The 26,418-nt window shown below is 45.1% G+C and carries 22 protein-coding genes; 5 read left to right on the top strand and 17 right to left on the bottom strand.

Annotated elements, in window-relative coordinates; translation table 11 throughout:
• Positions 1-38 precede the first annotated feature (38 nt).
• Positions 39-650, bottom strand: a complete 612-nt coding sequence (locus ACIFSR_RS22355; protein WP_430060044.1) for a TetR/AcrR family transcriptional regulator — start codon at positions 648-650, stop codon at positions 39-41.
• 204 nt (positions 651-854) lie between these two features.
• Positions 855-3,020 (bottom strand): DNA topoisomerase III, encoded by a 2,166-nt coding sequence (locus ACIFSR_RS22350; protein ID WP_430060438.1) that lies wholly within the window; start codon positions 3,018-3,020, stop codon positions 855-857.
• A 281-nt stretch (positions 3,021-3,301) separates the two neighbouring features.
• On the opposite strand from ACIFSR_RS22350, the gene ACIFSR_RS22345 reads away from it, so the two are divergent.
• On the top strand, positions 3,302-4,450 hold the full coding sequence (locus tag ACIFSR_RS22345) for a metallophosphoesterase (protein WP_430060042.1): 1,149 nt from the start codon (positions 3,302-3,304) through the stop codon (positions 4,448-4,450).
• A 157-nt stretch (positions 4,451-4,607) separates the two neighbouring features.
• On the opposite strand, the gene ACIFSR_RS22340 is transcribed toward ACIFSR_RS22345, so the two are convergent.
• Both ACIFSR_RS22340 and ACIFSR_RS22335 read right to left on the bottom strand, forming a co-directional pair.
• Positions 4,608-5,492, bottom strand: coding sequence for a hypothetical protein (locus ACIFSR_RS22340; protein ID WP_430060040.1), 885 nt, complete (start codon positions 5,490-5,492; stop codon positions 4,608-4,610).
• A 27-nt stretch (positions 5,493-5,519) separates the two neighbouring features.
• Entirely contained in the window at positions 5,520-5,894 is a 375-nt protein-coding gene (locus ACIFSR_RS22335) for an iron chelate uptake ABC transporter family permease subunit (protein ID WP_430060038.1), read from the bottom strand.
• A gap of 371 nt (positions 5,895-6,265) precedes the next feature.
• Between ACIFSR_RS22335 and ACIFSR_RS22330 the strand changes: the two genes are divergently transcribed.
• The gene (locus ACIFSR_RS22330; protein WP_430060036.1) at positions 6,266-7,015 is read left to right on the top strand and encodes an MBL fold metallo-hydrolase; all 750 of its coding nucleotides are present in this window, start codon (positions 6,266-6,268) and stop codon (positions 7,013-7,015) included.
• Between the two features lie 54 nt (positions 7,016-7,069).
• Here ACIFSR_RS22330 and uvrA read toward each other — a convergent pair whose 3' ends face one another.
• Positions 7,070-9,583 carry an excinuclease ABC subunit UvrA gene (gene uvrA / locus ACIFSR_RS22325; RefSeq protein WP_430060034.1) on the bottom strand — a complete coding sequence of 838 codons (2,514 nt, stop codon included), beginning with the start codon at positions 9,581-9,583 and terminating at the stop codon, positions 7,070-7,072.
• Between the two features lie 207 nt (positions 9,584-9,790).
• Here uvrA and ACIFSR_RS22320 point away from each other — a divergent pair, with 207 nt between their 5' ends.
• Entirely contained in the window at positions 9,791-10,492 is a 702-nt protein-coding gene (locus ACIFSR_RS22320; RefSeq protein WP_339209731.1) for a MerR family transcriptional regulator, read from the top strand.
• 3 nt (positions 10,493-10,495) lie between these two features.
• On the opposite strand, the gene ACIFSR_RS22315 is transcribed toward ACIFSR_RS22320, so the two are convergent.
• From ACIFSR_RS22315 to ACIFSR_RS22305, 3 genes are all read right to left on the bottom strand, one after another.
• The gene (locus ACIFSR_RS22315) at positions 10,496-10,825 is read right to left on the bottom strand and encodes a low molecular weight protein tyrosine phosphatase family protein (protein WP_430060435.1); all 330 of its coding nucleotides are present in this window, start codon (positions 10,823-10,825) and stop codon (positions 10,496-10,498) included.
• 30 nt (positions 10,826-10,855) lie between these two features.
• The gene (locus ACIFSR_RS22310) at positions 10,856-11,965 is read right to left on the bottom strand and encodes a hypothetical protein (protein ID WP_430060032.1); all 1,110 of its coding nucleotides are present in this window, start codon (positions 11,963-11,965) and stop codon (positions 10,856-10,858) included.
• Positions 11,966-12,049: 84 nt separating this feature from the next.
• On the bottom strand, positions 12,050-13,240 hold the full coding sequence (locus tag ACIFSR_RS22305; protein ID WP_430060030.1) for a saccharopine dehydrogenase family protein: 1,191 nt from the start codon (positions 13,238-13,240) through the stop codon (positions 12,050-12,052).
• Positions 13,241-13,352: 112 nt separating this feature from the next.
• On the opposite strand from ACIFSR_RS22305, the gene ACIFSR_RS22300 reads away from it, so the two are divergent.
• The gene (locus ACIFSR_RS22300; protein ID WP_339204440.1) at positions 13,353-14,423 is read left to right on the top strand and encodes a response regulator transcription factor; all 1,071 of its coding nucleotides are present in this window, start codon (positions 13,353-13,355) and stop codon (positions 14,421-14,423) included.
• Positions 14,424-14,857: 434 nt separating this feature from the next.
• Here ACIFSR_RS22300 and ACIFSR_RS22295 read toward each other — a convergent pair whose 3' ends face one another.
• From ACIFSR_RS22295 to ACIFSR_RS22255, 9 genes are all read right to left on the bottom strand, one after another.
• The gene (locus ACIFSR_RS22295) at positions 14,858-15,274 is read right to left on the bottom strand and encodes a VOC family protein (protein ID WP_076267544.1); all 417 of its coding nucleotides are present in this window, start codon (positions 15,272-15,274) and stop codon (positions 14,858-14,860) included.
• Positions 15,275-15,418: 144 nt separating this feature from the next.
• Complete coding sequence (locus ACIFSR_RS22290; RefSeq protein ID WP_339204441.1) at positions 15,419-15,724, bottom strand: DUF7667 family protein; 306 nt, start codon at positions 15,722-15,724, stop codon at positions 15,419-15,421.
• A 164-nt stretch (positions 15,725-15,888) separates the two neighbouring features.
• Positions 15,889-17,961 carry a glycoside hydrolase family 43 protein gene (locus ACIFSR_RS22285; RefSeq protein WP_430060027.1) on the bottom strand — a complete coding sequence of 691 codons (2,073 nt, stop codon included), beginning with the start codon at positions 17,959-17,961 and terminating at the stop codon, positions 15,889-15,891.
• A gap of 39 nt (positions 17,962-18,000) precedes the next feature.
• Complete coding sequence (locus ACIFSR_RS22280) at positions 18,001-18,807, bottom strand: carbohydrate ABC transporter permease (RefSeq protein ID WP_339204443.1); 807 nt, start codon at positions 18,805-18,807, stop codon at positions 18,001-18,003.
• A gap of 19 nt (positions 18,808-18,826) precedes the next feature.
• Positions 18,827-19,717, bottom strand: a complete 891-nt coding sequence (locus ACIFSR_RS22275) for a carbohydrate ABC transporter permease (protein ID WP_339204444.1) — start codon at positions 19,715-19,717, stop codon at positions 18,827-18,829.
• Between the two features lie 125 nt (positions 19,718-19,842).
• Positions 19,843-21,192: an ABC transporter substrate-binding protein gene (locus ACIFSR_RS22270; RefSeq protein ID WP_430060025.1), complete on the bottom strand. Its 1,350-nt coding sequence runs from the start codon at positions 21,190-21,192 to the stop codon at positions 19,843-19,845.
• A gap of 125 nt (positions 21,193-21,317) precedes the next feature.
• Positions 21,318-22,949 (bottom strand): response regulator transcription factor, encoded by a 1,632-nt coding sequence (locus ACIFSR_RS22265; RefSeq protein ID WP_430060024.1) that lies wholly within the window; start codon positions 22,947-22,949, stop codon positions 21,318-21,320.
• Positions 22,942-24,723 carry a sensor histidine kinase gene (locus tag ACIFSR_RS22260; protein ID WP_339204447.1) on the bottom strand — a complete coding sequence of 594 codons (1,782 nt, stop codon included), beginning with the start codon at positions 24,721-24,723 and terminating at the stop codon, positions 22,942-22,944. Before ACIFSR_RS22260 ends, ACIFSR_RS22265 begins: the two co-directional genes overlap by 8 nt.
• Positions 24,724-24,851: 128 nt before the next feature.
• Positions 24,852-25,439, bottom strand: a complete 588-nt coding sequence (locus ACIFSR_RS22255) for an NAD(P)H-dependent oxidoreductase (RefSeq protein ID WP_430060021.1) — start codon at positions 25,437-25,439, stop codon at positions 24,852-24,854.
• Positions 25,440-25,649: 210 nt separating this feature from the next.
• Here ACIFSR_RS22255 and ACIFSR_RS22250 point away from each other — a divergent pair, with 210 nt between their 5' ends.
• A complete protein-coding gene (locus ACIFSR_RS22250) occupies positions 25,650-26,414 on the top strand; it encodes a VCBS repeat-containing protein (RefSeq protein WP_430060019.1) in 765 nt (254 codons plus the stop codon).
• The last annotated feature ends 4 nt before the right edge of the window (positions 26,415-26,418 follow it).

Raw genomic sequence — 26,418 nt, 5'->3', positions numbered from 1 at the left:
ATCATCGGTACTTATCCTTGTCGTGATTCTCTTTGACACTATTCAGAAGTTCCGTCTTGTAAAATGAGCAGCATAAATGTATAAAAATCTTCTTTCTCGAATGCACGAGCTGGTGATGAAAGCGTGTCGGCTAACATAATGTTTCGAACGCACATGCCGTATGACAGCATTACGCCTTGCTCCGCAGCTTTACGCGCATCCACGGTTTGAGCAATGAGACCCTCTTTTTGTCCGCTTTCTATCCACTCCAGCAAGGTCACTGTTGAACGCTCGTGAAATTGCTGCAGCACATTTGCAATACCTGGCTTATCCTTCTGACTAAGCAAATAAGTTAAGATTTGATTAGCTACACTATCCTTCTGCTGAAGCTGATCAAGCCCCTCAGTAATAGCAAGCAATGGAGCTGTAAGACTGCAGCTTTTCTCTATCGTTAGCAGGAAGGAATCATTAATGAGCTCTACTTGCGAAGCCAATATAAGTCCAAAAAGCTCCTCCTTGCTTTTTACATAATGATAGATGGCACCTTTGGACAATCCGGTACTAAGCATAATTTGCTGCAATGTGGTATGTCGGCAGCCTTTTTCCTGAATGAGCTGCTCTGCTGTTTCCAACAATAATTTATAACTCGCGTTTGCAGTGTAATCTACCATAAGCAGCCTCCTTTATTATTACTTGTTTATTATTAGTTGCAATCGACGATAACTTATATAGAAGGTCAGCAGACCGTCGGTCGGTTTGTTGATATCTTTATAATACATACCGCTGGTCGGTTTGTAAAGTGGTACTCTATTTTTTCTTTTCACAAAAAAACCGGCAAGCAATCTATTTAGGATTGTTTGCCGGTATTCATTAGTTTATTTACCTGATTGTTTCTCGAGTGCTGCCTTTAGCTTATCTGCCAAGCTATTGGACATTGACGTATTATCACTATACTGTTCAATCAGTTTCTGGTTTTGCTTGCGATTCACTTTGCCGCTTTGCTTATCGCCAAGCATTTCGATGACATTGCATGGTTTGCATTGTGCAAATTTCCCTGCTTTGCCGTCTTTAATTTCCATTTTCTTATGGCATTGCGGGCAGCGCTTATTGGAGAGCGTTGGCTCTGCTGAACGGCGATAGCCGCATTCACGATCTGAGCAGACGAGCGATTTGCCTCGTTTTCCGTTAATTTCGAGCAACGGCTTCTCGCATTCAGGACAGCGTGAATGGGTCAAATTATGCGGTTTATATTCCTTCGTCTCAGCAATAACCTCAGAAACCCATTTCGCAGCCTGCTGTCTAACATTTTTCATAAAGGCAGCCGGGTCGCCTTTACCTTTCGCAATACGCTCCAACTCCTGCTCCCATTTTGCTGTTAAATCAGGACTTCTGAGCTCGTTTACTACGAGTTCAATCAGCTGCTTTCCTTTTCCCGTTGGCATCAGCTTGTTTTGCGTCCGAGTTATCGTATCTGTTCCGAGCAGTTTTTCAATAATATCAGCTCTTGTTGCCGGTGTTCCAAGACTGTGCTTCTCCATGCGAGTAAGCAGTGTCGCTTCTGTATAGCGTGCTGGCGGCATTGTGCGAAGCTCGCGCACCTTTTCCTGCTTCACAGGGAGCGATTGTCCGATGGATAGCGGCGGAAGCAGCTGAGCAGGCTGTCCGTCGGATTTCCCTTGACCTGATCCCGCTCCGTCGTCGTCATCATCATCTTGAACGGAAGAATAAGCATCTGATTGATAAATTTCCTTCCAGCCCTTTTCTTTCTCGATCTTCCCTTTTGCGTATAACATATCTTTGCCTACAGCAAGCACGACACTCGTCTCATCGTAACGATAAGGTCCATAAAATAATGAAATAAACCGTTTTACGATTAAATCATATAATCTGCGCTCATCATTGCTAAGAGCAGACAAGTTTACGAATTGTTCTGTAGGAATAATAGCATGATGGTCTGTTACTTTACTGTCGTCCACAATCCGCTTCGTTATCGGAAGCTGCATTCTGACAAGCTTGCGAGCCAGCTGTGTGTAGGGGCCAACAGCGATGCTCTCTAAACGCCCCTTTAAGGTTGGAACCATATCGCTCGACAAATATCTGGAATCTGTACGCGGATACGTAACCAGCTTATGCTGCTCGTAAAGCTTCTGAAGTACGTTGGACGTTTGTTTGGCCGAGAAGCCCAGACGTTTATTCGCATCCCGCTGCAGCTCAGTAAGGTCATAAGCCTGAGGATGCGGCTCTGATTTCTCCAAGGTGCGAAGCTTGCTTACCTTTGCAGTTCCCTGCTTGATACGAGCGGCGATCGCATCAGCATCAGCACGGCTCCATACTCTTCCATCATGTGCATCCTGCTCCCGCCAATGCGCAGAGAATGAGCCAAAATCAGCGGACACATTCCAATATGGCTGCGATTGAAACGATTGTATTTCTTGTTCCCGATCCATCAGCATAGCGAGCGTTGGCGTTTGCACGCGTCCAGCTGCTAGCTGTGCGTTGTATTTGGTCGTTAATGCTCTCGTTACGTTTAATCCAATCAACCAATCCGCTTCTGCTCGGCAAACGGCCGAAGCATACAAATTGTTATAGTCCTTGCCTGGCTTTAAAGTGTTGAAGCCGTCCTTTATCGCTTTGTCCGTCTGAGATGAAATCCAAAGACGCTTAAACGGCTTGCGCCAATGAACAAGCTCCATAATCCAGCGAGCGACTAACTCGCCTTCTCGGCCAGCATCCGTAGCGATGATAAGCTCACTAATATCTTGCCGTTTACATAGCTGAGCTACTGTACGATATTGCTGTGATGTTTCTTTCATAATTTTTAAATTCATTTTTGGCGGAAGCAGCGGCAAATCTTCCAAATTCCAAGTTTTATATTTCGGATCGTAATCCTCAGGTTCAGCCAGTGTCACCAAATGTCCCAGCGCCCAAGTTACAACATATTTAGGGCCTTCCATGTAGCCTTTATGTTTCTGTCCGCAGCCGAGTACACGGGCTATTTCCTTCGCCACACTCGGTTTTTCTGCCAGTACAAGCGATTTCATTCGGATTATTCGCTCCATTCCATTTAGATGCCTCATTCGCATCAATCATTATGACGAAACGATACCATAGGCTTGCAGCCTGCGCAACGCCTGCAGCCTTAACTCCCAGCATGCTGTAAAACGTTTTTGCATCGATTTCGCATCCTTCCTATCGTATTGAAACACTTGGCGATTAGCAATCTATTCCTGCTATTCTTGTGAATTTTACTGCTATAATCTCGGTGTGATATAGTAGGTTCAGCTTATAAGAAAGCAGATTAAGAGCTAGGGAGCGTTGATGGATGAAGCTGCGTGTTGTTGCTATTGTTTTTGGTGTTTTGCTCTTATACAGCGGCATTTCCTTCTATATTGGCTGGAATGGGTGGCTGTTCTTATCTCATTTATTTCATTTCGAAAATGCGACAGTGTATACGATCATTGCTAGTGTCATTGCATTTTCGTACATTATCGGCCGGCTCGTTTACCGTGCGCCTTTTAAACCGGTTGCCGAGATATTGAAGCTGATTGGTTCCTACTGGTTTGCCGTATTGGAATACGCCGTAATCATTTTGCCGCCTGCCAATGTTGTTGCCCTTATCTTAAAAGCAGCTGGCGCTGAAAAATCAATCTATATTGTAGGTGTAGGCGGACTGACCTTGCTTATTATGGCTGCACTCCTTATCCGCGGTTCATGGAATGCATGGAGCCCAATTGTTCGAACCTATCACGTTCAAGTGCCAAAACCTGCTGGAAAATTGAAGAAATTGCGAATCGCCATGGCTTCTGATCTTCATTTGGGTACAATCGTAGGCAATCGGCATTTAGTTAGGCTGGTGAACAAGGTTGAAGAAATTAAGCCGGATCTTATCCTGCTTCCTGGTGATATTCTTGATGATGATATTGAGCCTTTTCTTCGCAAAAACATGTCATCTGAACTTGGCAAGCTCAAAGCGCCACTAGGCGTTTACGCCGTAACTGGAAATCACGAATACATTGGACGGAAAGTGCCGGAATTTATTGCGGCAATGGATGCAATCGGCATTCGTGTCCTTATGGACGAGACGGCGCTCATTGCTGACAGCTTCTATGTCATCGGTCGTAAAGATAAGGCGGCTGCGGGATTCAGCGGCAAAGGAAGGCTGCCTATTCAGGATCTTGTCGCTCCTCTAGATCAATCCAGGCCGCTGATCATGCTCGATCATCAGCCTTCCGACATCGCAAGCGCAGCAGATAACGGCATCGACATCTCTGTATCCGGCCACACCCATCGCGGCCAGATGATGCCTAATCATCTGATTACGAGAAAGCTGTTTGAGCTCGATTGGGGTTATTTAAAAAAAGGCGGACTGCATGCCATCGTATCATCAGGCTTCGGAACTTGGGGACCACCGGTACGAATTGGCAGCCGGTCTGAGGTCATTCATATAGAGGTAGAATTCACAACCGTTTAAAAGGTTAACGAAAATAGCGGCAGCAATGATGTAAACCACTCATTTCCGGCTATCCAGCCTATGACGAGGGTATACACACAATTGCTGCCGCTATTTTTATATCTTTATTGTAGACTCCGTGTTGCGTCTATAACGGTGTGAATCCGCTAATTAACGATTAATCTACATCAGCTATTCGCCATTCAGCACCTTTTTCCTTGCTCTTATGGAACACATACACTGAACTTCCGCTGCTATCTTCATTATTTCTGATCTCCGAAACTTGAACGACAGCCTCAAACAACGACTTTTGCTCTTTTATAGCTATGGGTTGTTCGACCTTTATGCTTGTAATGGTGAATCCTGTAATCCCACTTGATCCTTCGCGTGACTTGCGCGAACTATCCGTGTACAAGTTTAAAAAATCATCCCATTTTTTCTCATGTATATACTTTATCCGCAAATTAATTAGCTCGATAAGCGGCTTCTCTTCTTCCGTGAAAGCTGAGCTTTCCAAATACGCTGGCTCGAGTACTTCGTTATTCGGCGACTCAGACGACTGTATAGGAATGGGAGTGGGAGACTCGATTATAGGTAATGGCGACATGCTCTGTGTATTCTGCTGTTCTCCGTCTACTTGCTCGTCTGCTCCTTCTTTGCCAGAACCACTCACCGAATACGCATCTTCCAGCAAAGTCCAAATCTTCTTCGTGGATGATTTCCCTAATCGATAAAGCGTTCCAGTATCACCTGGCTTCATGAAATTCCCATGCTCGCTGCTCTTCGATATCCAAAGCAGGTAACGCGAGTCCCCTAAGATTACAGAATAGGGTGGTGCCGCGATATCGACCTTTCCCTTCATCTGCTTACCAAATCGGAATGCATATTCGAATGCTCGAATCGACTCTCGATCCTCCCACACCACTTGCGAGGTCGGCTCTGCCTGCTCAAAATCAAGCATGCGCTGAACGGTAACCTGATTCTCATTTACCCGAAACAAAAACATCAAAATTGCAGCAGCCACAACTACGACGCCAATCAGAATGATGTAACCACGCTTCAAATGCACACTTCCTTTCTCCAAAAAAATTCAACCATTGCTACCTGTTATTTCGTGTCCGATATAGTAAATAGATAAATAAATAGATAAATCGAGTGCGATAACCATTAAGACGAAGGTCCATGGTAAAAGGTTCCATACATAGGTCCAGGTTGTGCCATAAACTGTTCTGGTCAACCAAATATAGGAGGAGCTGGCAGAATAGGCAGGGCTAAACACAAGCATAAATGTCGTCATCGCCGACAATAAGAAAGCCACACCTATGCCGACTAATACGAGGGAAAAGGAATTTACACCTTTTTTCCAAGCAATCAAATAAATCATCATTCGGCAAATGATCATGGCCGAGCAGGACGCAAGAAAAAAGCTTGCTTCGGTTACAAAACAAGGAAAATGGGTAATCATAAGACTGCTGCCAATTAATTGTCGCCTTTATGGAAATAGTGAACATACCTTTACGTAGTTATTCTACGATCGCTTGCAGTTCCAATGTGATGAGCGTATCAACATCCCATTAGTAAAAACAATGCACTTGAGCACATTATCCCGATTCTAGAGAATGGGACCCTTGGGGCTCCATTGGGCGTGAATATATGATTTGTGAGATGAAACGTTATTTCATCAAAAACGCTACTATTGCATATTGACAAATAATTATTTTTGTGTTATAATATAATATTTTACTATTTACATACATTTTAACTACTGGTACGATGTTACTTGAAATGAGCAACTCACCTGCAGCAAAAACTTCTAAACAGTAGCGGAGGGTTAAAATGAACATTGCAAGCGGCGTTAATATGATGCCAATATCAGCGGTCATGATGGGTCGAATGGAAACGATTTATCCCACTTTAATTTGGGATAACGACACCGTGATCTTAGTGGATACTGGCTATCCAGGGCAGCTGCCATTAATAAAGGAGCAAATGGAGCGTGCTGGACTTGCGTTTGAGCGTCTTAACAAAATCATTATTACCCATCAAGACCTTGACCACATTGGAAGCTTGCCTGCGATTTTGCAGGAATTGCCTCATAAGGCGGAGGTGCTTGCGGACAAAGTAGAAGCTCCTTACATTCAAGGTGAAGCACATTTGCTCAAAGTTACACCAGAATCGATTGAGCAAGCTGTCAAAGCCTTGCCGGCAGAGGTGCCTGAGGAATGGCGAGCCGCATTCAGGAAGACGTTGGAGAATCCGCCTAAAGTGAATGTCGATGTTATCATTACGGATGGGCAACAATTGCCGTATTGCGGAGGAATTATCGTCATTGGCACACCTGGGCATACGCCCGGACATCTTAGCCTTTATCATACTGCTAGCAAAACGTTAATTGCAGCTGATGCCTTGATCGTTGAAAACGACCAGCTGCTAGGACCGACACCACATTATTGCCTCGACCCGGATACCGCAAAAAAATCCATCAAAAAATTAACGCAATACGACATAAACACAGTCATCTGCTACCATGGCGGATTATATTCTGATCATGTGAATGAGCGGATTTTAGAGCTCGCTGCCGAATAGCGAATAAGGGAGCTGCCAACGCAATCGACGTTGACAGCTCCCTTTTATATATGTCTACAATCCGCCAGCCAGCGCTTTTTTCAAAAACTGTCCTGTATAGGAAGCAGCAATAGCCGCTACTTGCTCTGGCGTTCCTGCTGCGACAAGATTGCCGCCTGCTGCACCGCCTTCGGGCCCTATATCGATGACCCAATCGGATTCCCGGATAAGTTCCAAGCAATGCTCAACCAGAATGACCGTATTGCCGGCATCCACTAATTTATTGAGTAGAGCAAGCAGCCGTTCAAGGTCCGCTAGATGCAAACCCGTTGTTGGCTCATCCAGCAAATAAAGGGTATGTTTGTTCGATCTCTTGTTCAGCTCCCTAGCCAGCTTAATGCGCTGACCCTCTCCACCCGACAATGTTTTTACCGACTGCCCCCATTGCAGATAACCTAACCCCACTTCACACAGCAGCTCGGTCATGCTCGCAATCTTTGCTTTATTTTTAAACACAGCTCGGCTCTCTTGGGCCGTCATATTAAGCAAATCCGATATCGAATAACCCTCGTAGGTGACTCTCAGCACTTCATCTTTGAATCGTTTTCCTTTGCAAGCCGTGCAGCGAATTTCAAGATTAGGGAGAAAACTCATGTCTACCGATAATACGCCAAGTCCTTGGCAAGTCTCGCAGCGTCCCCCTGGTGTATTAAATGAAAAATGCTTCGAGGTAAGCTGATTGCGCTTCGCCTCTGGCAGCCCTGCATATAAATTTCGCAGCTGTGTAAATACTTCTGTATAAGTCGCAATATTTGAGCGCTGCATACGGCCTAATGGTGACTGATCGACCGTAATTTGATTTCCGATATGCTCAAAGCCCGCAATGCTGTCGCAGCCTGCAATACGTGGTTTCCCCTGCCCTCCCTCCGCAAGCAAATCAAATAACAAGGTCGATTTGCCTGAGCCAGACACTCCCGTCACCGAGATGAGACAGCCAAGCGGAAAAGCAACGTCAAACCCTTTCAAATTACGAGCATGTGCATGGACAATCGACAGCTGTTTACCGTCGCCTGACCTTCTTGTCCGTACCGCCGCTGGCAAGCTTTCCTGACGCAAATAGGTACCTGTAACGGAACTCTCACTTGCGATCAGCTCCTCCAAGCTGCCTTCGCCAACGACGGTACCACCTAAATATCCTGCTCCTGGACCGATATCGATAATATGATCTGCAGCTCTCATGACCTCGATATCATGCTCAATAACGAGTACCGTGTTGCCCAAATCACGCAGCTGCATGAGAACGCGAAGCAAACCTGCTGTATCGCGCGGATGTAGACCTGTTGTTGGCTCATCCAATATATAGAGCACCCCAGTAAGTCCAGACCCAAGAAGTGACGCTAATCGCAGACGCTGAGCTTCCCCGCCTGAGAGGGAGACGGTCTGTCGATCCAGAGATAAATAACTAAGGCCAACATCGATGATTCTCTCCAAACGTATCGGCATATCAGTCATGACAGGCGCAAGCAGCGGCCGTCCCTGTGGAGGCACAGCATCCTGAAGCTGCTTGGTCCAAGAAAGCAAATCCTCCAATGACCAAGTGGATACTTCTGATATCGAAGCCCCTGCCACTAAAGCTGACCGGCTTTCTTTTTTTAGACGCATGCCCTTGCAATCCGTACACCCATCTTGCTTAAAATAATCGTTTTCCTTTTCTGCTGCCCCTTGCTCGCTTTCCTTCTCTTTATATCTTCTCCACATTCCAGTTACAATGCCTTCAAACTTGCCTTTTCCGACTGTTTTTGGCGGCGCAGCAAGAGGAAAATGTCTCATGAATGCATCGCTCTCCACGCCGTAATAAAGCAGATCACGCTGGATTTCCGTATAATCCTTTAATGGCAGGTCGAGATCAAATGTAAATCCATAATGGTCTCCTGCAGCCTTTAAAATGACAGCATAATATTCGAGTTGTACTTCGTACAAGTAAGTCACACAGCCGCTGCGGAAACTCAGCTCTTGATTGAATACCGCTTCTAAGTCAAGCGTGGCAACATGTCCTAACCCACTGCAGGTTTCGCAGGCTCCCTCCGGCTTATTGAAAGAAAAGTGAGCCATTCCGAGCTTCTCATGTTCCTTATCGCAGCCCGGGCATACGATCGTCTGGCGTCCCTCCTCTTCCTCTGCAGCTGCGATATCATTCTCTTCATCGAATACAGGCGGTATAGTTGTATCGCAGCTGCTGCATATACGGCTGCTAAGCCTGGAGTAGACAAAACGCAAATACGTATAAATATCTGTAACCGTACCCACCGTAGAACGCGGATTGCGATTGGTGACGTGCTGACCGATGCTGATGGAAGGAGAAAGTCCAGCTATCGATTCCACCTTCGGCTTGCTTATGGAATCCGACACCATCCCCATTGACTCCATATACTGCCTCTGACATTCCCTTTGCAGCGTGTCCATGGCAAGCGTTGATTTGCCGGAGCCTGAGGGCCCTGTCAACACAACCAATTTGTATTTGGGGATTGAGAGTGAAATGTTTTTCAAGTTATTTTCGCGTGCACCTGTAATGACTATCGTATCGTTCATGCATGTCCTCCTCATTGACAATAAATTTTTGGGGTAAGCAACGCTTCGCCTATTTAGAGCGCTTTTCCAGCATTTATTCCAGCATACTACATTGATGCAAGTGAGAAGGTTAGGCAAATAAACACCCTATTTAAACCCGTTTCGTTGACAAAAAGGTTCCCATGGTTGTTTAATGTTTTTAGAAAAGGTTCGGAGGTGTTTTTTGTGATGATTCGGCCGATCGACATTGCCAGGAGATTAAATATTAGTACGAACGCGTTGAGACACTACGAGGATTGGGGCATCATTCCGCCGGTTGAACGAGGGACAAACGGTTATCGCATATATACAGCAGAACACGTCGCTTACTTTGAGTGCATAAGAGCGATGAATGAAGGTTTTGGAATGACGCTTACCAAAGAAGTGATGATTAAACTGATCCATGGCGAGATTGATGAGGCGTTATGGCTTGTAAACAGCGCACAGGCAGAGCTTCACCGTGACAAAACGATCGCCGATAAAACGATTCTTGCGCTGGAGACCGATGAAATTCATTTGCTGCATAAAGCAAGGAAAAGAAAAGGGATGACCATTGGGGAAGTATCCGAGGCAACAACCATACCAAGTTCCGCTATTCGCCACTGGGAGAAGATGGGTCTCCTTGTTGTTAATCGCAACAAGGAAAATGGCTACCGCATCTTCAGTCCAGCAAACCTGCGTCAAATCTTAATTATTCGCACCTTCAAGGCGGCGGTATGGTCGCTTGAGATCATTCAGCAGGTGCTGAAAGAGGTAGACGATAACCAGGTAGAAAATGCGATAAAAATAGCGCGTGAATCGATGCAATTTCTAAATCGAGTCAATAGAAACCAACTGCTCGGAGCCCATTCTTTGTATAAGCTTCTGCTCGCCATTGAACAAAAACATTAATCATTAGCCCAGATCGCTGACATAGGAAGCTGCACTTGAGCGAAGCAGATCGATTAAATCCTCGTTCATGTATTCGAATTCATCTGGTATATGAAGACAAATTAACTGCTTGCCCGAAAGCTCATAGCCAAACTTGCTTTGCAGCCTTCGAATATGTTTTTTCTCCATTGCAAAAATATAATCAGCCCAGCCAATATGACCTGCTGTCACCTTAATCCGGGCATTCTCTTCCGTACCAGCGGACCTCACCTCATTACCGCCAACACCTTGAAAAATCGTTTCCGCAGTCAAGCTTCGCCACTTGTTTCTGCTGCATACAAACAGTAGGTTTATCGAGAACACACTCCTAATTCATTTTTAATTTTATTGGTCAACCAGTTCAAGCAAATTACTCAGCTCATGATATAACTCCAGCTCCGACAATACGCGCTTGCAGCGTCTGAGCATCCGTCTGTCTTCCAAAATTAATTTCTTGTGCTGCGCATCACGAAGGAAAGCAAGCTTTCTCTCCGGGCTTGCCTCTTCAACCATTGCATCGAGCGCCCGCCTATCATCCCAATCAATAGAGAGCGGCCCTTCAGCGGTATAATCAACCTGACCCAAAAGCGGTACAACACCAATCGAATCCAGCGTTTGCATGCAAATCGCTTGCGCCCTTTCCTCACGTACACTTTGTATATACTGTTCCAAGTCAGTAATTTCACGCAGTCCAAAAAGCTCTTTCAGCCTTTGCAGCGCCGCTGAATGCTCATCCGCCAAGCTTTCTTTTTTCTGCTCTCGCAGCTTTTTAAAGAAATCATCAAATGTCGCAGGATTATTATATAGTAGACTTCTATCCGTAATGATAAGACGAAGGAAATCCTTAATATTTTTGGCAACAAGCCATATTTCCGAATCAAAATCCATTGGCGATACGACAGCTATATAAGCTTGCTCCAAATCTTTGACAGCTCCGAAATCCGTTACAAAACAATAATGAATGCCATCACAACCAGAGCTGGCGAAAGGAACAAAATCGGGCGGCGTACATGGATAGCGGAAGTCATATTTTTGCATGATAAGCCCCAGCTCTAGATCCATTGTTATTCCGAGTTCAGTCTCAAGCTCGTACAGCTGATTAATCGCCTGCGGCACCTCATAGTTGCCATATTGCCAATGAACACGCGGCTTATCCCATTTTTGTTCCGTTTTGACGATCGGCCCAAACGATATTTCCGATGGCAAATTTGCCCTATCGATGCTGGCGTAGGCTTGAATGATATCCGGTACGTATTCACGAGTCAGTTTATGCCCAGACAGAATTTGGTACAGCTGCGTAAGGTCATCTTCTTCCCACGCCGACAAGCTCTCCAACGATATCCCGCCCTTATGACCGGATAAACGCACAATAATCGCATCAAACTGTGCGCGGTTATCCTCCTTTACGAACGCATATTCTTCCAAAATGAAAGCAATCATCGAATGTTTATCCATGCTCAGCTCCATCTCCCTATCGTAAAACCGATTCAGTATTTTAGGAATTTAATGCTAATTATACCAAATGAACCAGCTGAAAAACTACATATTCATCCTAGTCCAGCTCTCGATATTGGAAATAGCAGCGATTGAAAGCTTGTTCTCGTCCTCTTTTAAACGCAACTCAAGCTTTGTTTCATAGAGATCGAGCTCAAATAATTGCTCAATATGATAAACTCCTTTTGGCAGATTCGAGCTGTATACAGCCATGGCAACCGCAATTGCCGTTTGTGCTGTAATTTCGGCCTCCTCTGTACCCTGCAGTCCATATTCAATTAACGTCTCTGCTCCTGATTTAACACCGTAACCTGTAATCTTTACCGCGTAACGAGCAGAACCGACTCGAAGCTTACCGAGCAATTGAATCGCCAATCTTCTCATCGGTTTTAATCGCAGCAGTCGATCGAATCCTAATCCCTTGAAGAGTGCTATCGTGCTGGTGACAATTCGCGAATCAAAGCATAACCTCGTAGATACTGATGGTAAGCCTAGTGTATGAGGTAGTGTTTCTTGGTCGGAAAATGGGAAGCGATAGGCTGTTCGGACTTTTAAATCAGCGCCAAAATCTGTTTTAAGCCCTTCCGTAAAGCTGCTGACTCTTCGTGCGCTGCCTGATTCCGTAATATGAAATGACCGTGAGAGACTATCGACTGTCCATTCGATTGCTGCTTTGCCATGCGCGTCTCCAAGACCCAGCATAATGCCGATATCAATCCGTTGCACTTCATCCATCGACTGCACGGCCTTAAGCGCCAGCAGATTCGTCAGGCCTGGCGCCAGCCCGACGCTTAATACAGCGGTACCTTGCTGATCGTTCACGCTTTTATTCAATTGCTCCATCGCTGCAAAAAAAGCACCATTCGCCGATACGTCTACATAATCCGCGCCAGCGAGTAAACAAGCTTCCGCAAAGGCAGTATCCATCTGATCCAAACACATCACAACAAGCTTTACTCGATCAAGCTGTTGCTTCTTAAGCGGTTCTTTCACTGAAATGCGAAGCGGCTTTACCTTCCCGCCCCCGCTCTGGCAAAATTGCTCAGCTCGCGCTAGACTTCTGCCTGCCGCATACACGTTGCCTGGATAATGAATCGCAAGCTGATTGCATATTTTCCCGCCAACATGGCCGTAACCGCCTACTACAATGATGTCTGTTTTCATAGCTGTCCCCTTACCCTCTCTTAAATCAACATAGCCGTCTAATATATAAGCAGCAGCAAAGCTGTTCATCATCCCATCCATTATGTAAAATGAATTAAGAATTATTCTCAATTATAGTGGAGATAAAATAAACAACCATCCCATAAATGTGGGATTCCGAATACAGAAATGAAGGAGATTGCGTATGTCTTTAACTATAGATACGGTCAAGCAGCGATTAAATAAGTTGTCCGTTGCATCAATAACATCAAAGGCTTATCGCGAAGCGGCCTTATCCATCATCAGAGAAGCCGTGCCTTATGCTGGAGCCTGCTGCACTTCTGTTGATCCGATGACTCTGCTCTCGATCGGGGCGACAACAGATGAGGCTGTGGAGGCAATTCATCATCAATTATTTGAATATGAATATTTGCATGAGGATTACAACAGCTATGAGCAGTTAGCCCAGGCAGAAATGACAGCAGCCTCCTTAAGCGAAGCCACTGAGGGCCACTTGGGACGAAGCGGTCGTTACCAAGAGGTTCTGCTGCCTGCTGGATTCGGAGACGAGCTGCGTGCTGCTTTGCTTTGTGAGGGTTCATGCTGGGGATATTTGACGTTGTTCCGTAAGTCAGGAGAGCCTTTTTTCCTTGAGTCTGAAATTTTGTTTATCGTCGCTGTCGCTCCGATTTTAGCCAAAACATTAAAAAAATACGCTTTGGAGCTTCCGTCGACCGAGGGTGTTGCAGGCTTAGAGGAGCCTGGCTTCTTGGTGCTGTCCGAGCAGCTTCAATTCAATTCCTCCAATGATGCTGCCCGCCGCTGGCTTTCCGCCTTAAGAGGCTTAGAGCAAATAGAAGGCGATACACTGCCAAGACCAATCAGAGCTGTTTGCTCTCGGGCGCTGGCGAAGCCAGCCTCTTCTGCGGATGAAACAAAGTCAGCAAAAGTATGTATTCGGATGCCGAGCGGTCATTATTTATCCTTGCATGCGAGTAGGCTGGATGGAACAAATGGTTTGACCCAGCTTGCGGTATTTATCGAGCCGGCTAAACCATCCGATATTGTTCCGCTTATATCAGAAGCATACGCCCTTTCTTCTCGCGAGAAGGAGGTTATAGAGCGGATCATCAAAGCATTTTCAACTAAAGAAATTGCTGAATCTCTTCATATTTCTGCCTATACCGTTCAAGACCATTTAAAGTCGATTTTCACAAAAACGGGGGTAAACAGCCGGCGTGAGCTTTTATGGGAACTGTTTTCCCGTCATAACTAATAACCAGAGGTTGATGTCATCTTCAAGGGGGCTTACAAACTGAGAACGAGATGCTGGCTAACCCTCCTCAGATCACAGCTCTAACGAACTGTATCATGCTTATTGTGAACAAAATTCCATGTTTTGAATTTTAACGAACCCTATTAACGTTATAGCATGCTGTATTGGATGTCCTGAGCTGTTTTTCTCGAAATAAGGACGCTAGAGTTCGCTACACTTTTATTTCAAGACAAATGGTTTAAATACGAGTTGCTGAGTTCGTTAACTGAAAATAGTGGTGCAATCCAAATGGTAGGTGAACGCAGCGCCAGCAGAGCAGCGCTTAGGGATTCACGCAGTCTAAGCTCGATTAACAAAACAAAGCAGGGGCTGTCCAAAACGCAGATAAAACTACGTTTAAGACAACCCCTGCATTACTTGCCTATTGCTCCAGATTACCCTTGTTCGATCACACTTGGGTCCATATACACTAGTTCCCATAGATGATTATTTATATCTTGAAAGCTCCAGTTATACATAAATCCATGGTCTATTGGATCTTTAGCAGGTTTACCGCCAGCTTCCAAAGCCTTATTCACAATCTCATCCACTTGCTCTTTGCTTTCGGCGGATAATGTCAATATGACCTCAGCTGTTTTTGATGGATCTGCAATTTCTTTATCAATAAACGTTTGGAAGTACTGCTCAACCAGCAGCATAGCAAAAATATTAGGTCCGATGATCATACAGGTAGCTTTCTCATCCGTAAATTGGGGGTTGAACTCAAACCCTAATTTAGTAAAAAAATCGACTGTCTTATTTAGATCTTTAATCGGTAAATTCACAAAGATGTTTGCGGACTGAAAAGCCATAACCTATCACCTCTTAATTAGAATGCCCTGCATGTGAATCATCACTATCATAATAACCTATATTCTAGCTTTATTTCTAGTGAATGATAGTTTGACGATTGTTTTTTCATACCAATACACGCTCATTAATAAGCCGTTTCTTGCTTACTTCTCTGTTTTGCCTTCAAAAAACAAAGGACGCTTGCATTCATTAGTTCTCTCCAGCTTGTCAATTTCGACTCCGATTTCCTGAAGCCAAACCTCATCACCTGTCATGCTCGCCATATAGCCAAAATTATATTGTTCGGCAAGTCTTTGTGCGTACTTGGCATTCAATTTCATGCAGGCGTTTAGCTCTGAGCTTTCTTGCTCCGTTAAGCTCCGTTTCTCCTGCAGCAGCCACAGCTCAGCAAGGCGCCAATGAACATTCATCATATCGATCATTCCCATCGTTCTATTAATGACCTTCACCTCTATTCTTTCCCAGTCGTAGCCAAAATAATCTCCTTGCTATTAAAACTCACAAAAAATTAGTAGATTTGCTATAAAAAAAAAGAGTCCGTCCCTAAAGGTCGCTCGCGACCTAAAGAAACAGACTCACTATTTCAGTAATCCTTCATTACAACACTCACTTATTAAAGCATCGTATACCGCGTTTCACGGAACGAAGCTTCACCTGCGCCCACCAGACCAGGCAAGCCTGCAAGGCTGGATACAGCACCTGCAAATACGACTTGATCGTCCAGTCGAATGGTCAAGCAGCCGTTAACGACCGTACTCGAAAGCGTATGCCAGACTGTCCAATCGAAGTCTGCCGCATCTAAAGTAACGCTGGACAAAACAGATGCCTCTCCATCAATGCATGACGATACGGTTACCGAACTGGCGGTACGATTCAACACTGCTTGTACCGAGTTGCGCTCATCCGTATAAGCGGCATAGATGCCATATTCGGAACCACGCTTCACGAGAATATCGGTATCAAAACGGTAAGCTTCGCTTGAGGCAGCATCACCTAGTTTGTCCAATAACCAAGCTGTACGCAGCCCTTGCTTGCTGCGGCAGTGAAGCTCGCCGCCGCTGACACGGCAGATGCCATCACCGCTCGTCCGCTCAAGCTGCTCAGCAAATGCAGTGCTGCTCGCATCCGTTAACGCCAAATGGCGCGTTACCTCAAAACCTGCAAAGGAAGCTGCTGTATAGCGCGTTTGCAAACCTACGCTGCCGCTGGCAATCGGGAATCGCTTATCTATAACGGTAACCTCATCAAGCTGAATACAATAGTTGTCTCCCGTTTTCTCCACACGCAGCAAATGGTATACGGCGAAGTTAAAGCTCTCTGGCAAAGCATGCTCGATTGCTTCATGCTGAATGCCTTTATAGACGGCATGAGCGCGCAATACTCTTCGTCCGACATCCAATAAGACCGACACATAATTGCTTTCGTCCTGATATGCGGCATAAATGCCATATAAACCGCCGGTATGATCCTTCGACCATTTCACGCTTGCTTCAAGAACATAGTGGCTGTATGCAGACTTCGTGACCGCCCCGGCGATAACAGCACGGTTCATCTGAAGCGCTTCGCCATTTGCTCTTGTCCAGCTTCCCGCAGCTGCTTGCCACAACTCGCCTAGTCCTTCTTCACTACCGTCAAATAAATCACGGAATGTTGGCTGCGCCGGCGCTGTCTGCGGCGTATAAGTCGGGCCGGCAATATAGAGCCGATCACCGCTCCAAAGCAGAGGATCTGCTCGCATCGTCCGCTGCTCACGGTCCATGTCAAGAACATCGTCAGCATTCCGGCCGTGGTAAAACACCCATGAATCTACGTTGTTTGGAGCTCTCACCACGGAATTGTGGCCTACGCCCTCGACACCATCATTTTTGCGAAGAAGCGGCTCATATTGATCATCGGAAGGATATTTGTTCCATTCCAGGCCATGAAGCGGCTGGCCTTTGCTGCCGTCTGCCACCGAATAACCTAAAAAATAATTCGGGCGTACATATGCATTTCCGCTGTACATCATATAGTGCCTAGTGCCGCGCTTCAAATAAAAAGCACCCTCAATCGTATGCCAGTCACGGCCGTCGCCAAACCGATTTTCCTCATAGATTTCCTCATCAATGGTAGGCAATACGACAATTTGCGGCTCACCGGCTGGCGTAACCATATCCAGCATTTTATCGACCAGGATGACTGTACCCGCACGATCACGATCTACGCCCGAATATTCATTATTGGAGTAAAACATATAATAATCGCCTTGCTCGTCCTTCACAACATGCGCATCCAATGAAAACGTATCATAAAACGTTCGCACGTATTCGAATGGGCCCTCCGGCGTATCTGAAACAGCAACCATCAATCGCTCTTCATGCACATCATCCTCCGAAATCGGCATAGATGATACGTATAAGTAAAAGCGGCCATTCTCATATACAGTTGCTGGCGCCCAATATTCCTTATGCCCTTCCAGCTGAAATCCATAGCCTAAGTGCTCCCAGCTTACAAGATCACTGGAGCGCAGCACAACTACGCCAGCTTTCGCGGTTGCATAGGTATAATAACGACCGTTAAATTTCAAAAGGTAAGGATCGGGATGCACGAGCGTCAGCGGCTCCTGCTGCCCTGCGCCCGCTTCGATCTTCAGCGGATTCAAATATGATGCGCCGCCATGATGCGGCAGTCCGATGTTTTTAGCCATAATAATAGTCCTCCTCCAGCTTATCTAATAGCTCATTAATTAGCTTTTTACAGCGCCTGCCGTTAAGCCTGATTTCATTGCATTCTGACCGAACATATAAACAATAATTGAAGGAATAGTCATCAAAATAAGCGCTGCATAAAGCTGTGCGACCATTTCTGGCGTCTGATTTGTTGTACCCGTAAAAAATTGCGTAGCCAGCGTAACGGTATACATCTCTTCATCACGAATGAGGAGCAGCGGAATGATATAGTCATTCCATGAGTAGATAAATGTAAGCACTGCAATATTAATAATAGCTGGAATGCCAAGCGGGATCATGATCGTTCTGTACATTCGGAAGGATGTGCAGCCATCAATCATGCCCGCTTCCAGAATCGCATTCGGAATGGAATCGAAATAGTTTTTGAGAATAAGAAGCATGAACGGTGCGTTGAATGCGACCAATGGCAAAATGACGCCAGAATAGCTATTCATAATGCCAAGTGTTTTTGCTGTAAAAAAGAGCGGTGACATGACCGCTGTCGCAGGAATAGCCAAGCAGGCAACCAGCGAATAAAACAGGACGTTTTTCATTTTGAATTGCATTTTCGAGAATGCATAAGCAGCCAGTGTAGCTAGCAAACCTACTGCGAGAGTTGTGCATACCGCGATAAAAAAGCTATTGAAAACGACTAGGAAATAATTGACCTTTGGGTGATTGATAACGGCAAGATAATTGCCAAACCCATTGATGCCGAGCGATTTAATGACGGATTGTACAAGCGGATACAACCAAACGACCGCAACTATGGCTAACACGGCTTGAATGATCCATTTATCTAATTTGCGTAAATTAATAAACATTTGAGCTCACCCCTTACGGTTATAAATCACGTTGTTGACGGTTAGTATACTGAATTTGCAGCACGGCAAGTATGAGAGCGATGATGAGAATGGTAACTCCTGCAGCAGCGGACATCCCGCCATTAAACTCCTCAATCGCCTTCTTATACACATAGGTAGTCAGAAACTCTGTCGAGCGCCCCGGTCCGCCGCCAGTAAGCAGCGATACGATGTCGAACGTTTTGAGCGAGCCGACAATACCAAGAATGACGAGTGTAGACGTTGTGCCGCCAACGAGCGGAACCGTAATTTTGAACAGCGTCCTCCAAAAGCCGGAGCCGTCAATTTTAGCTGATTCATAGATTTCATCTGGAATGGCTAGAAGCGCTGAATAATAAAGCGTCATACTAAAGCCCATCCATTCAAAAATATTGACGATAATGATCGACATGAGCGCATATTTGGGATCGCCAAGCCAGGATACAGCTAGAAAATCAAGCCCCAAAGCGCGCAATCCTTCATTTAGACTGCCGAAGTTTGTATCCATAATGATACGGAATATAGCTGCAATAATGATCGGTGCCATAATGGTCGGTATGAAATAGACCGATCTGAAGATGGAATGGCCCCGCAGCTTCGCGCGAAGCAGTATCGCCAGCATTAACCCAAGCGCCGCTTGAATGCCCACTGTAAAAATAAAGAACACGAGATTATTCCGCAGTGCGATATGGTAGGACTTATCGTCAAACAGCTTGATATAGTTATCAAAGCCGATATATTTCATCTCCGAGTCAATGCCGTTCCATGAATGAAAGCTCGTATAAACCGTAAATCCTATGCAATAGTACAAAAATAAACCCGATACGATAAGAATTGGTAAAATATATAAATAAGCTCTCCATCCGGAAAGAACAGAACGATTGCCGTTCATGGTGTATCACCCCTTCATTTACCTATCAAATATCCGATTTTGAGTATAAGAAAGAGCATGAATACCAACACGCATATCCATGCTCTTTATCTGCTCTAAATCTTATTGCTTGCTAAAGTTCGAATCTACTTGCGGTCGATGCCGTCTGAAACCTTCTGGATATCTTTAAGCGAGGTTTCAATGCTTTTACCTGCTGCAACATCCTGCATTGCTACACCAATCGCATTCGTAAGCTCAGGGTAATCAAGCAGACGTTTGCCTACTGCATTTTCGATTGCATCGTTTACCGTTTTGATCGCTTCACGCTCGGATTCGAATTTAAATTGATCAAGCGATTGAATTTCAACGCCAATCTTAGCTGGTGATCCTTGAATGAAATCAGCCATAATTTGTTGGCCTTCGCCTTGTGTCATAAACTCAAGCAGCTTCCAAGCCGCTTCCTTGTTTTTGGAGTTTTTGTTGATTGAAAGTGCTGTATCTACGCTGGCAACCGCTTTGGATTCGTTTGGTCCGATTTGCGGAAGCAAGAAAATGCCCGTTTCATCGTTTTCAATCGCTGTTCCGTCTTTCTCTCCGCCTGGAAGGCTGAAGCCTGCATGCCAAGAACCAGTCAAGAACATAGCTGCTTTACCGGAGTAGAAATATTGGTCGCGAGCATCTGGGTAAGTAGACAAGCCCAAAGCTCCGTCTTGCATTACTTTATCTGTGAATAGCTTGCTCCATGCTGTCATCGTGTCGACGAAAGCTTGATCAGTCCAAGCTACTTTGCCTTGCTCTGCTTCATAGATTTTGCCTGGCGCGAATTGATTGCTAAGCGCTACGAACATATCAACGTCATGCCAAATGTCCTTCGCTCCGAAAGCTACAGGCACGATGCCGTTGCCTTTCTCACGAATAGTCGCATTTACAGACAACCACTCTTCATACGTTGCCGGCACTTTTGTAATGCCCAATTTATCAAAAATCGTTTTGTTATAAAGAACAAATTCTTGGCCAGTCAAGTTAAGCGGCAGTGCAACCATTGTGCCGTCTTTTGCTCTTACTTGATCGATAGAAGCTTTAACGAACTTGTCCTGCCAGCCAGTACCCCAGTTCGTATCCGCAAGCGCTTCGATAGGCTCTAGCGTGTTGGCATATTGGTTCAGCATGCCTCCAACTTGCATACCAAGAAGATCCGGACCTTCGTTGGCAGCCATCGCTACTTGAAGCTTCTTCTGAAAGTCTGTTTGCTCGCCGCGCCAGTAATCTACTTTAATGTTCGGGTTAGCTGCTTCAAATGCCGCAATCGCTTTCTCCGCTTGTACATCCGTAGGAACCCAAGACCAGAAAGTAACCGTTTGCTGTTCCGTAGAAGTTGATCCACTATTCTTGCCGTTGTTTGTGTCTGTGTTTTTGCTGCCGCAAGCAGCAGCCGTCAATGTTAAACAAATGGATAATGCCAATACAAGCGCAAATCTAAAAGATAATTTTTTCATTGTTCCATCTCCCCTTAGATGTATGTTTGTCATCTTGCCTCTTCATCATAGAAAAGAAGAGCCCACACGTGGACTCCATTATTTTTACATTTACTCTATCTTTTTTACTTTTCACTCAAATAATCTTATTTTTGTTGTTTTTCATATTCGATTGGCGTGTTTCCAGTAATTTTTTTGAATACCGTAAAGAAATAATTGTAATTGTTAAATCCAACCTGCTTCACAACATCCTTTAAATCAACATCGCCTGACCTTATCAGCAGCTTAGCTTGTTCCACTCGCACATGGTTGACATAATCAGCGAAGCCTTGACCGCATTCCTCCTTGAACATCCGGCTCAAATAAGAGGAATTGACTCCAATGACATCTGCGGCCTCCTGCAAAGTGATTGGCTCTGAGAATTTTTTCCGAACCCACTCCATAGTGCGGCGGGTATTTTCAGAATAAAGATTGTCATGCACATACGGACGAAGCGCCTCGACAAGCTTCTTATACACCCCAACAATCCATTCCTTCAGATCGGAGAGCGTATCAAATTTACCAATCGCCAGGTAAGGATTCTGGTCGCCTTCGAACAAATCCTGATCTGCAATGCCAGCTTCCTTCGCCTTGCGATTAACAAGATGAATGAGTTCTACCGCAACCATTTGAGCCGTTTTATGCGGTGCACGCGCTTCATTCATTCTAGTAAACAGCTCTTCGATTTTGATGACCAGATCCTTTTCATTGGATGCTGCGAGAAGCGACAGCAATGTTCGCTCCAGCTTCACATCTACGGAGAAGCTTGCTCCAGAGTCAGCCCCTGCCTTTCGCTGTATCCCCGGCCAAATGACGACATCGCCGCCCTCATAAAACCTCTCCTGCAGCGCTTTGTCCGTCTCATTGAAGTATTCATGCAGCACATTCACCTTGCTGCACATTTCACTTACGCTGAAGCTTAACATCAGGTTAAGCTGCCGTTTGGCGCTCAATCTGATTCGGGAGAGCGCTTCCGAAATAATCGTGTGCCAAATAAATTTGCTGTTCGTATCAAATGAAAATAAAATAGCAAACTTCCCATTTTCGATCGGCGTCATATAAGCGTTTCCTGTATCTGCAAGGATATTGTCGGTAATATCCATAAAAGTGCCCATAATATAGTCAAGCTCTTTGGCGTTAAATTTATCATGAAGCATGCCGCGGCTATCCCACTCTGCAACGACGACGGTGAGCATCCGCAGGTTCAGAGCTAAATCAAGCTTGTCCATCTGCAAGAGAAGCTCTTCTTCGCTATTGTATGTGTACTGAACAAGACTTCGAATGAACCCCCTGATCAGCGTCGTTTGATTCTGCTGAATTTGCCGCTGCAAATCCAGCGTCTTCGCCTGCTCCTCCTGCTCTATCGCAAACCGCTCCCGTGCGCTTGCAAGGGCAGCAGCCAATGTTTCTGTATCCAGCTCATGCTTCAAAATATAGTCGACAGCGCCCTTTTTCATACTGTTCTTCACATAATGAACATCGCTGTAGCTGCTGATCGCTATCACTTGAATATGCGGATAATGCTCCTCCATATAACTGATCAGCTCTAAACCATCCATTCCCGGCATACTCATGTCCGTAATGACGATTTCAGGCTTGCGTTCATCCAGAAGCTTGATCGCTGCATAGCCGCCGCTGGCTTCTCCGCATAAATTAAAGCTGCCCGCTTCCCAGTTCATGATGTTTTTCAGCTTGCTCAACATAGGCAGATCGTCATCGACCAGCAAAACATTAATCATGCTTGTTGTCTCCCTTCACTTCAATCGGAATACGCACAGTTACCGTCGTGAATAAACCGGGCACGCTCTCGATTTGCAGGCCATAGCCTATTCCATAATGGAGCTTCATTCTCTGCTGTACATTTACAAGCCCAATACCGCTAAATCTAGACCGATTTTTTTCAGTGACTTTATTAAAAATAGTTTCCAATCGCTCTTGCTCGATGCCTACACCATTGTCTGACACCTGTATTACGATATGTCCATCATCCTCATATCCTTTAACCGTGAGCTGTCCTCTTCCCTTAAGCGGCTCTAAGCCATGAATGAGGGCATTCTCAACAATAGGCTGCAGCAAAAACTTCAACATACGCACCTGCAAAATCTCTTCCTCGATGTCGAATACAGCGACAAACTTATCGTAATAACGAAACTGCTGAATATTCAAATAATGCTCCAAATATTGCTGTTCCTCTTGAACGGTAACATACTCTCCGCCTTTGCCCATGCTGCTATGTAGGAGTGTAACGAGAGAGGTAACTAGCTGCTTAATATTGTCGGCTTTCTGTACATCTGCCAGCCATTTGATTTGATTTAGTGTATTGAATAAAAAATGAGGATTGATCTGCGCCTGAAGCGCTTTAAACTCAAGAATCCGTTTCTGCTCCTCCGTTTGCTTCACATCATCAAGCAGCAGCCGCAAGTTGGTAACCATCGCGTTAAAGCCATGGCTCAGCTCCTCCACTTCATCGCCTGATGATATTGCAATAGGATCAGATAAATTGCCCTCGCTGACCTTCTTCATGGCCTGCCTTAAACGGCCGATATTAATCGTAATTTGATTGGACAAAATCGTAGCAACAAAAAGGGCAACAATGAGGGTCACCATAGGAATAATCATAATCGTATTGGCTGCTTTTCTGCTCTCTGCGAGCAGCTCACCCTGCGGAATTAGCCCCACTGTCGTCCAATTTGTAAAATCGGAAGTATGATAAATAACAAGATGCTTCTCTCCGTTTATGTTCATGCTTAGCTTGCCCGAGCTGCCCTTCAGCTCAGGGAGCACATCTGCATAAGCTGTATCTGAAATCGGCTGATTAATATCCTTGTTGCGCGGCGAGTAGACAAAATTCCCTTTTTCATCAATCAGAAACAGCTGACTTTTATTAGGCAGAGGGGTATTGAAAATACGCTCAACAACCTCATAACTAAAATCAACCATGACGTAACCTGCCGCCTCCGAGCCGTCCATGATTGCCCTCGCAATAGAAACGACGTTTTGGTTCACATAGGAAGACACATAATTAAGTTTTTTATTGGAATGAGTCGTAATAAATATTTTATTCCCTCTTTGCTCGAGCAGCTGCTCGAACCAGCTCGACTCCATAAATTCATTGGTTGGAACCGTGGCCCCCTGCGAGTAGCTGCGGCCTCCCAAACTCGCTACTTGTATGCTCGATATGTAATATTTGTAGCCATATAAACTAGAAATGAAGTTATCAAGCTTACGATCCTTCTCGAGTCGATTAATTAAACTTTCAGAGGGATCAGGCAAAAGCACATCAATCACGTTGGGCCGGTTAAGAGAAATAATCGTACTAATATAATCGATGTCCTTGAGAGTAAGCTCGAAGCTTTTATTCGCATCCAAAATGGTACGGGACATAAAGCTCTCAGCCGAATCGCGCTGGCTATCATAATATTTGTTGTACCACAACACGCTAACTATCGTCAGCGAAACAATGATTACTACAGAGAAGCTTGTGAATATCTTGGTGCGAATGCCGATTCTCATTCCAAATCTCCAATTCTATACATTTAGGCTTTTGGACTATATGATACTCCTCAACCTCGGACAGGACAAGCATGCTTTAAAAAAAGGAAAAGCTGATCGCATCGTTGCGACCAGCTTTTCTTGGCTTTCTATTCGAACAAGCTGACTGCCTTGCCCCGCACTTCTTCGAGCATCTTCTTTCGGGCTGCATCATCAATTTGCGGCACGCTGCCAAAAAATATATGGCCAACTGACTTGATGCCGCAAAATTCATAAATACCCGTATCCGAAGTTTTTTTCAGCCCATCGTACATGCCAGTCCGGCTGTAAATCTCCGAAGGCGTTCCATGTGTATTAATAATAAGCCCCTTCTTGCCCGCAAGCAGCTTGCTGATCGTTCCATCCTCACCATACGCATAAGCGAAACCATACGAGAATACTCGATCAATGTATCCTTTAATAAGTGCGGGCAGCCCCGTCCACCAAATAGGATATACCATCGTAAAAGCATCCGCCCATTTCACAAGCTCTTGCTCCGTTTTAATATCCAAAGGTGTGTTGCCTTCGCGCAGCGCCTCAAAATCGCTGGCTTTGAGCACAGGGTCAAATCGCATCGCGTACAAATCTCGGACGACGACCTCATGGCCTTGCTCCTTTAATGATTCAATAAAAGCATCCACAATGGCGTTATTAAAGCTGTCTGGGTTAGGATGACAATAGACGATTAAGTGCTTCATAAAAAGGCTGCACCTCCGTAAGTATATAGACATCAGTCCGCTTTAGTGTTGCCTAATCAACTTGCAATATGTAATGCCTGAATGCTCTCTTTTCAAATGAAAGCTTGCTTTGGTTTGTTTGCCCGCTTCTAGGCATTCGCACAGTCCAATCGCAAGGGATTGGCATAGGTATAGACAGAAACCATGTATTTTAGGCTTGGAGGAATAGTTATGCACTCGTCTTTCCATACACATAGGTACCAGCCAGATCGGTTAGCAACAGACGAATATTTGCTCGACATGAAACAAGGAGATGTAACTGGTGACGGTATACCTGATCAGATTTATTTAATTGGTCATAAACCGGATGGACCATCCGGTATATTCGCAGATCATATTACGCTAGTCATTCAAGATGGTTATTCACAGCAGCGAACAGTCGTTCCTTTACAAAATAATGCCGGTTATAACGCTGTCCTGCTGCTGGGCGACTTTGATAAAAATCAAATACCTGACATTTTGATCAGTATCGATTCCGGAGGAAGCGGCGGTTATGGCATTTTCTACATTTACTCCTTCGCTCACCATGCGCTTCACAAGCTGTTTGATTCAGACAGCTACAATCAACAATACAAGTTTCGCGTCCAGTATGAAGATATGTACAAAGTGTCGGTATCAAGTGCTCAGCTTGATTTGCTGTTTATAATTGATATAAGCAGCAAAGGGGCCGCTTATTTAGCCACTTATTACAACGAAAACGGAACGCTGAAGCAGCCTCTGCAAGGTGAAGTGCTGGCTATCGCAGCATTAAACCCAATTATTACAGCCGAAAACCGTGCATCCTTTGATCTGCAGGCTCTTCAGCGCATCATTGGACCAACAAACGCTGATACGCTCGGTTATGTAGAGAATCTGCTGACATGGAATGGAAACAGGTTTGATTCTTCTAGATTAAACGTCGCTATAATCGGTACTCCGCTCCAATCACATTTTTAACTTT

Source organism: Paenibacillus sp. NRS-1760 (genome assembly GCF_050467785.1).
Taxonomy (GTDB): Bacteria; Bacillota; Bacilli; order Paenibacillales; family Paenibacillaceae; genus Pristimantibacillus.
The sequence above is the reverse complement of the archived record's forward strand: the minus strand, read 5'-3'. Positions and strand labels throughout refer to the sequence as shown.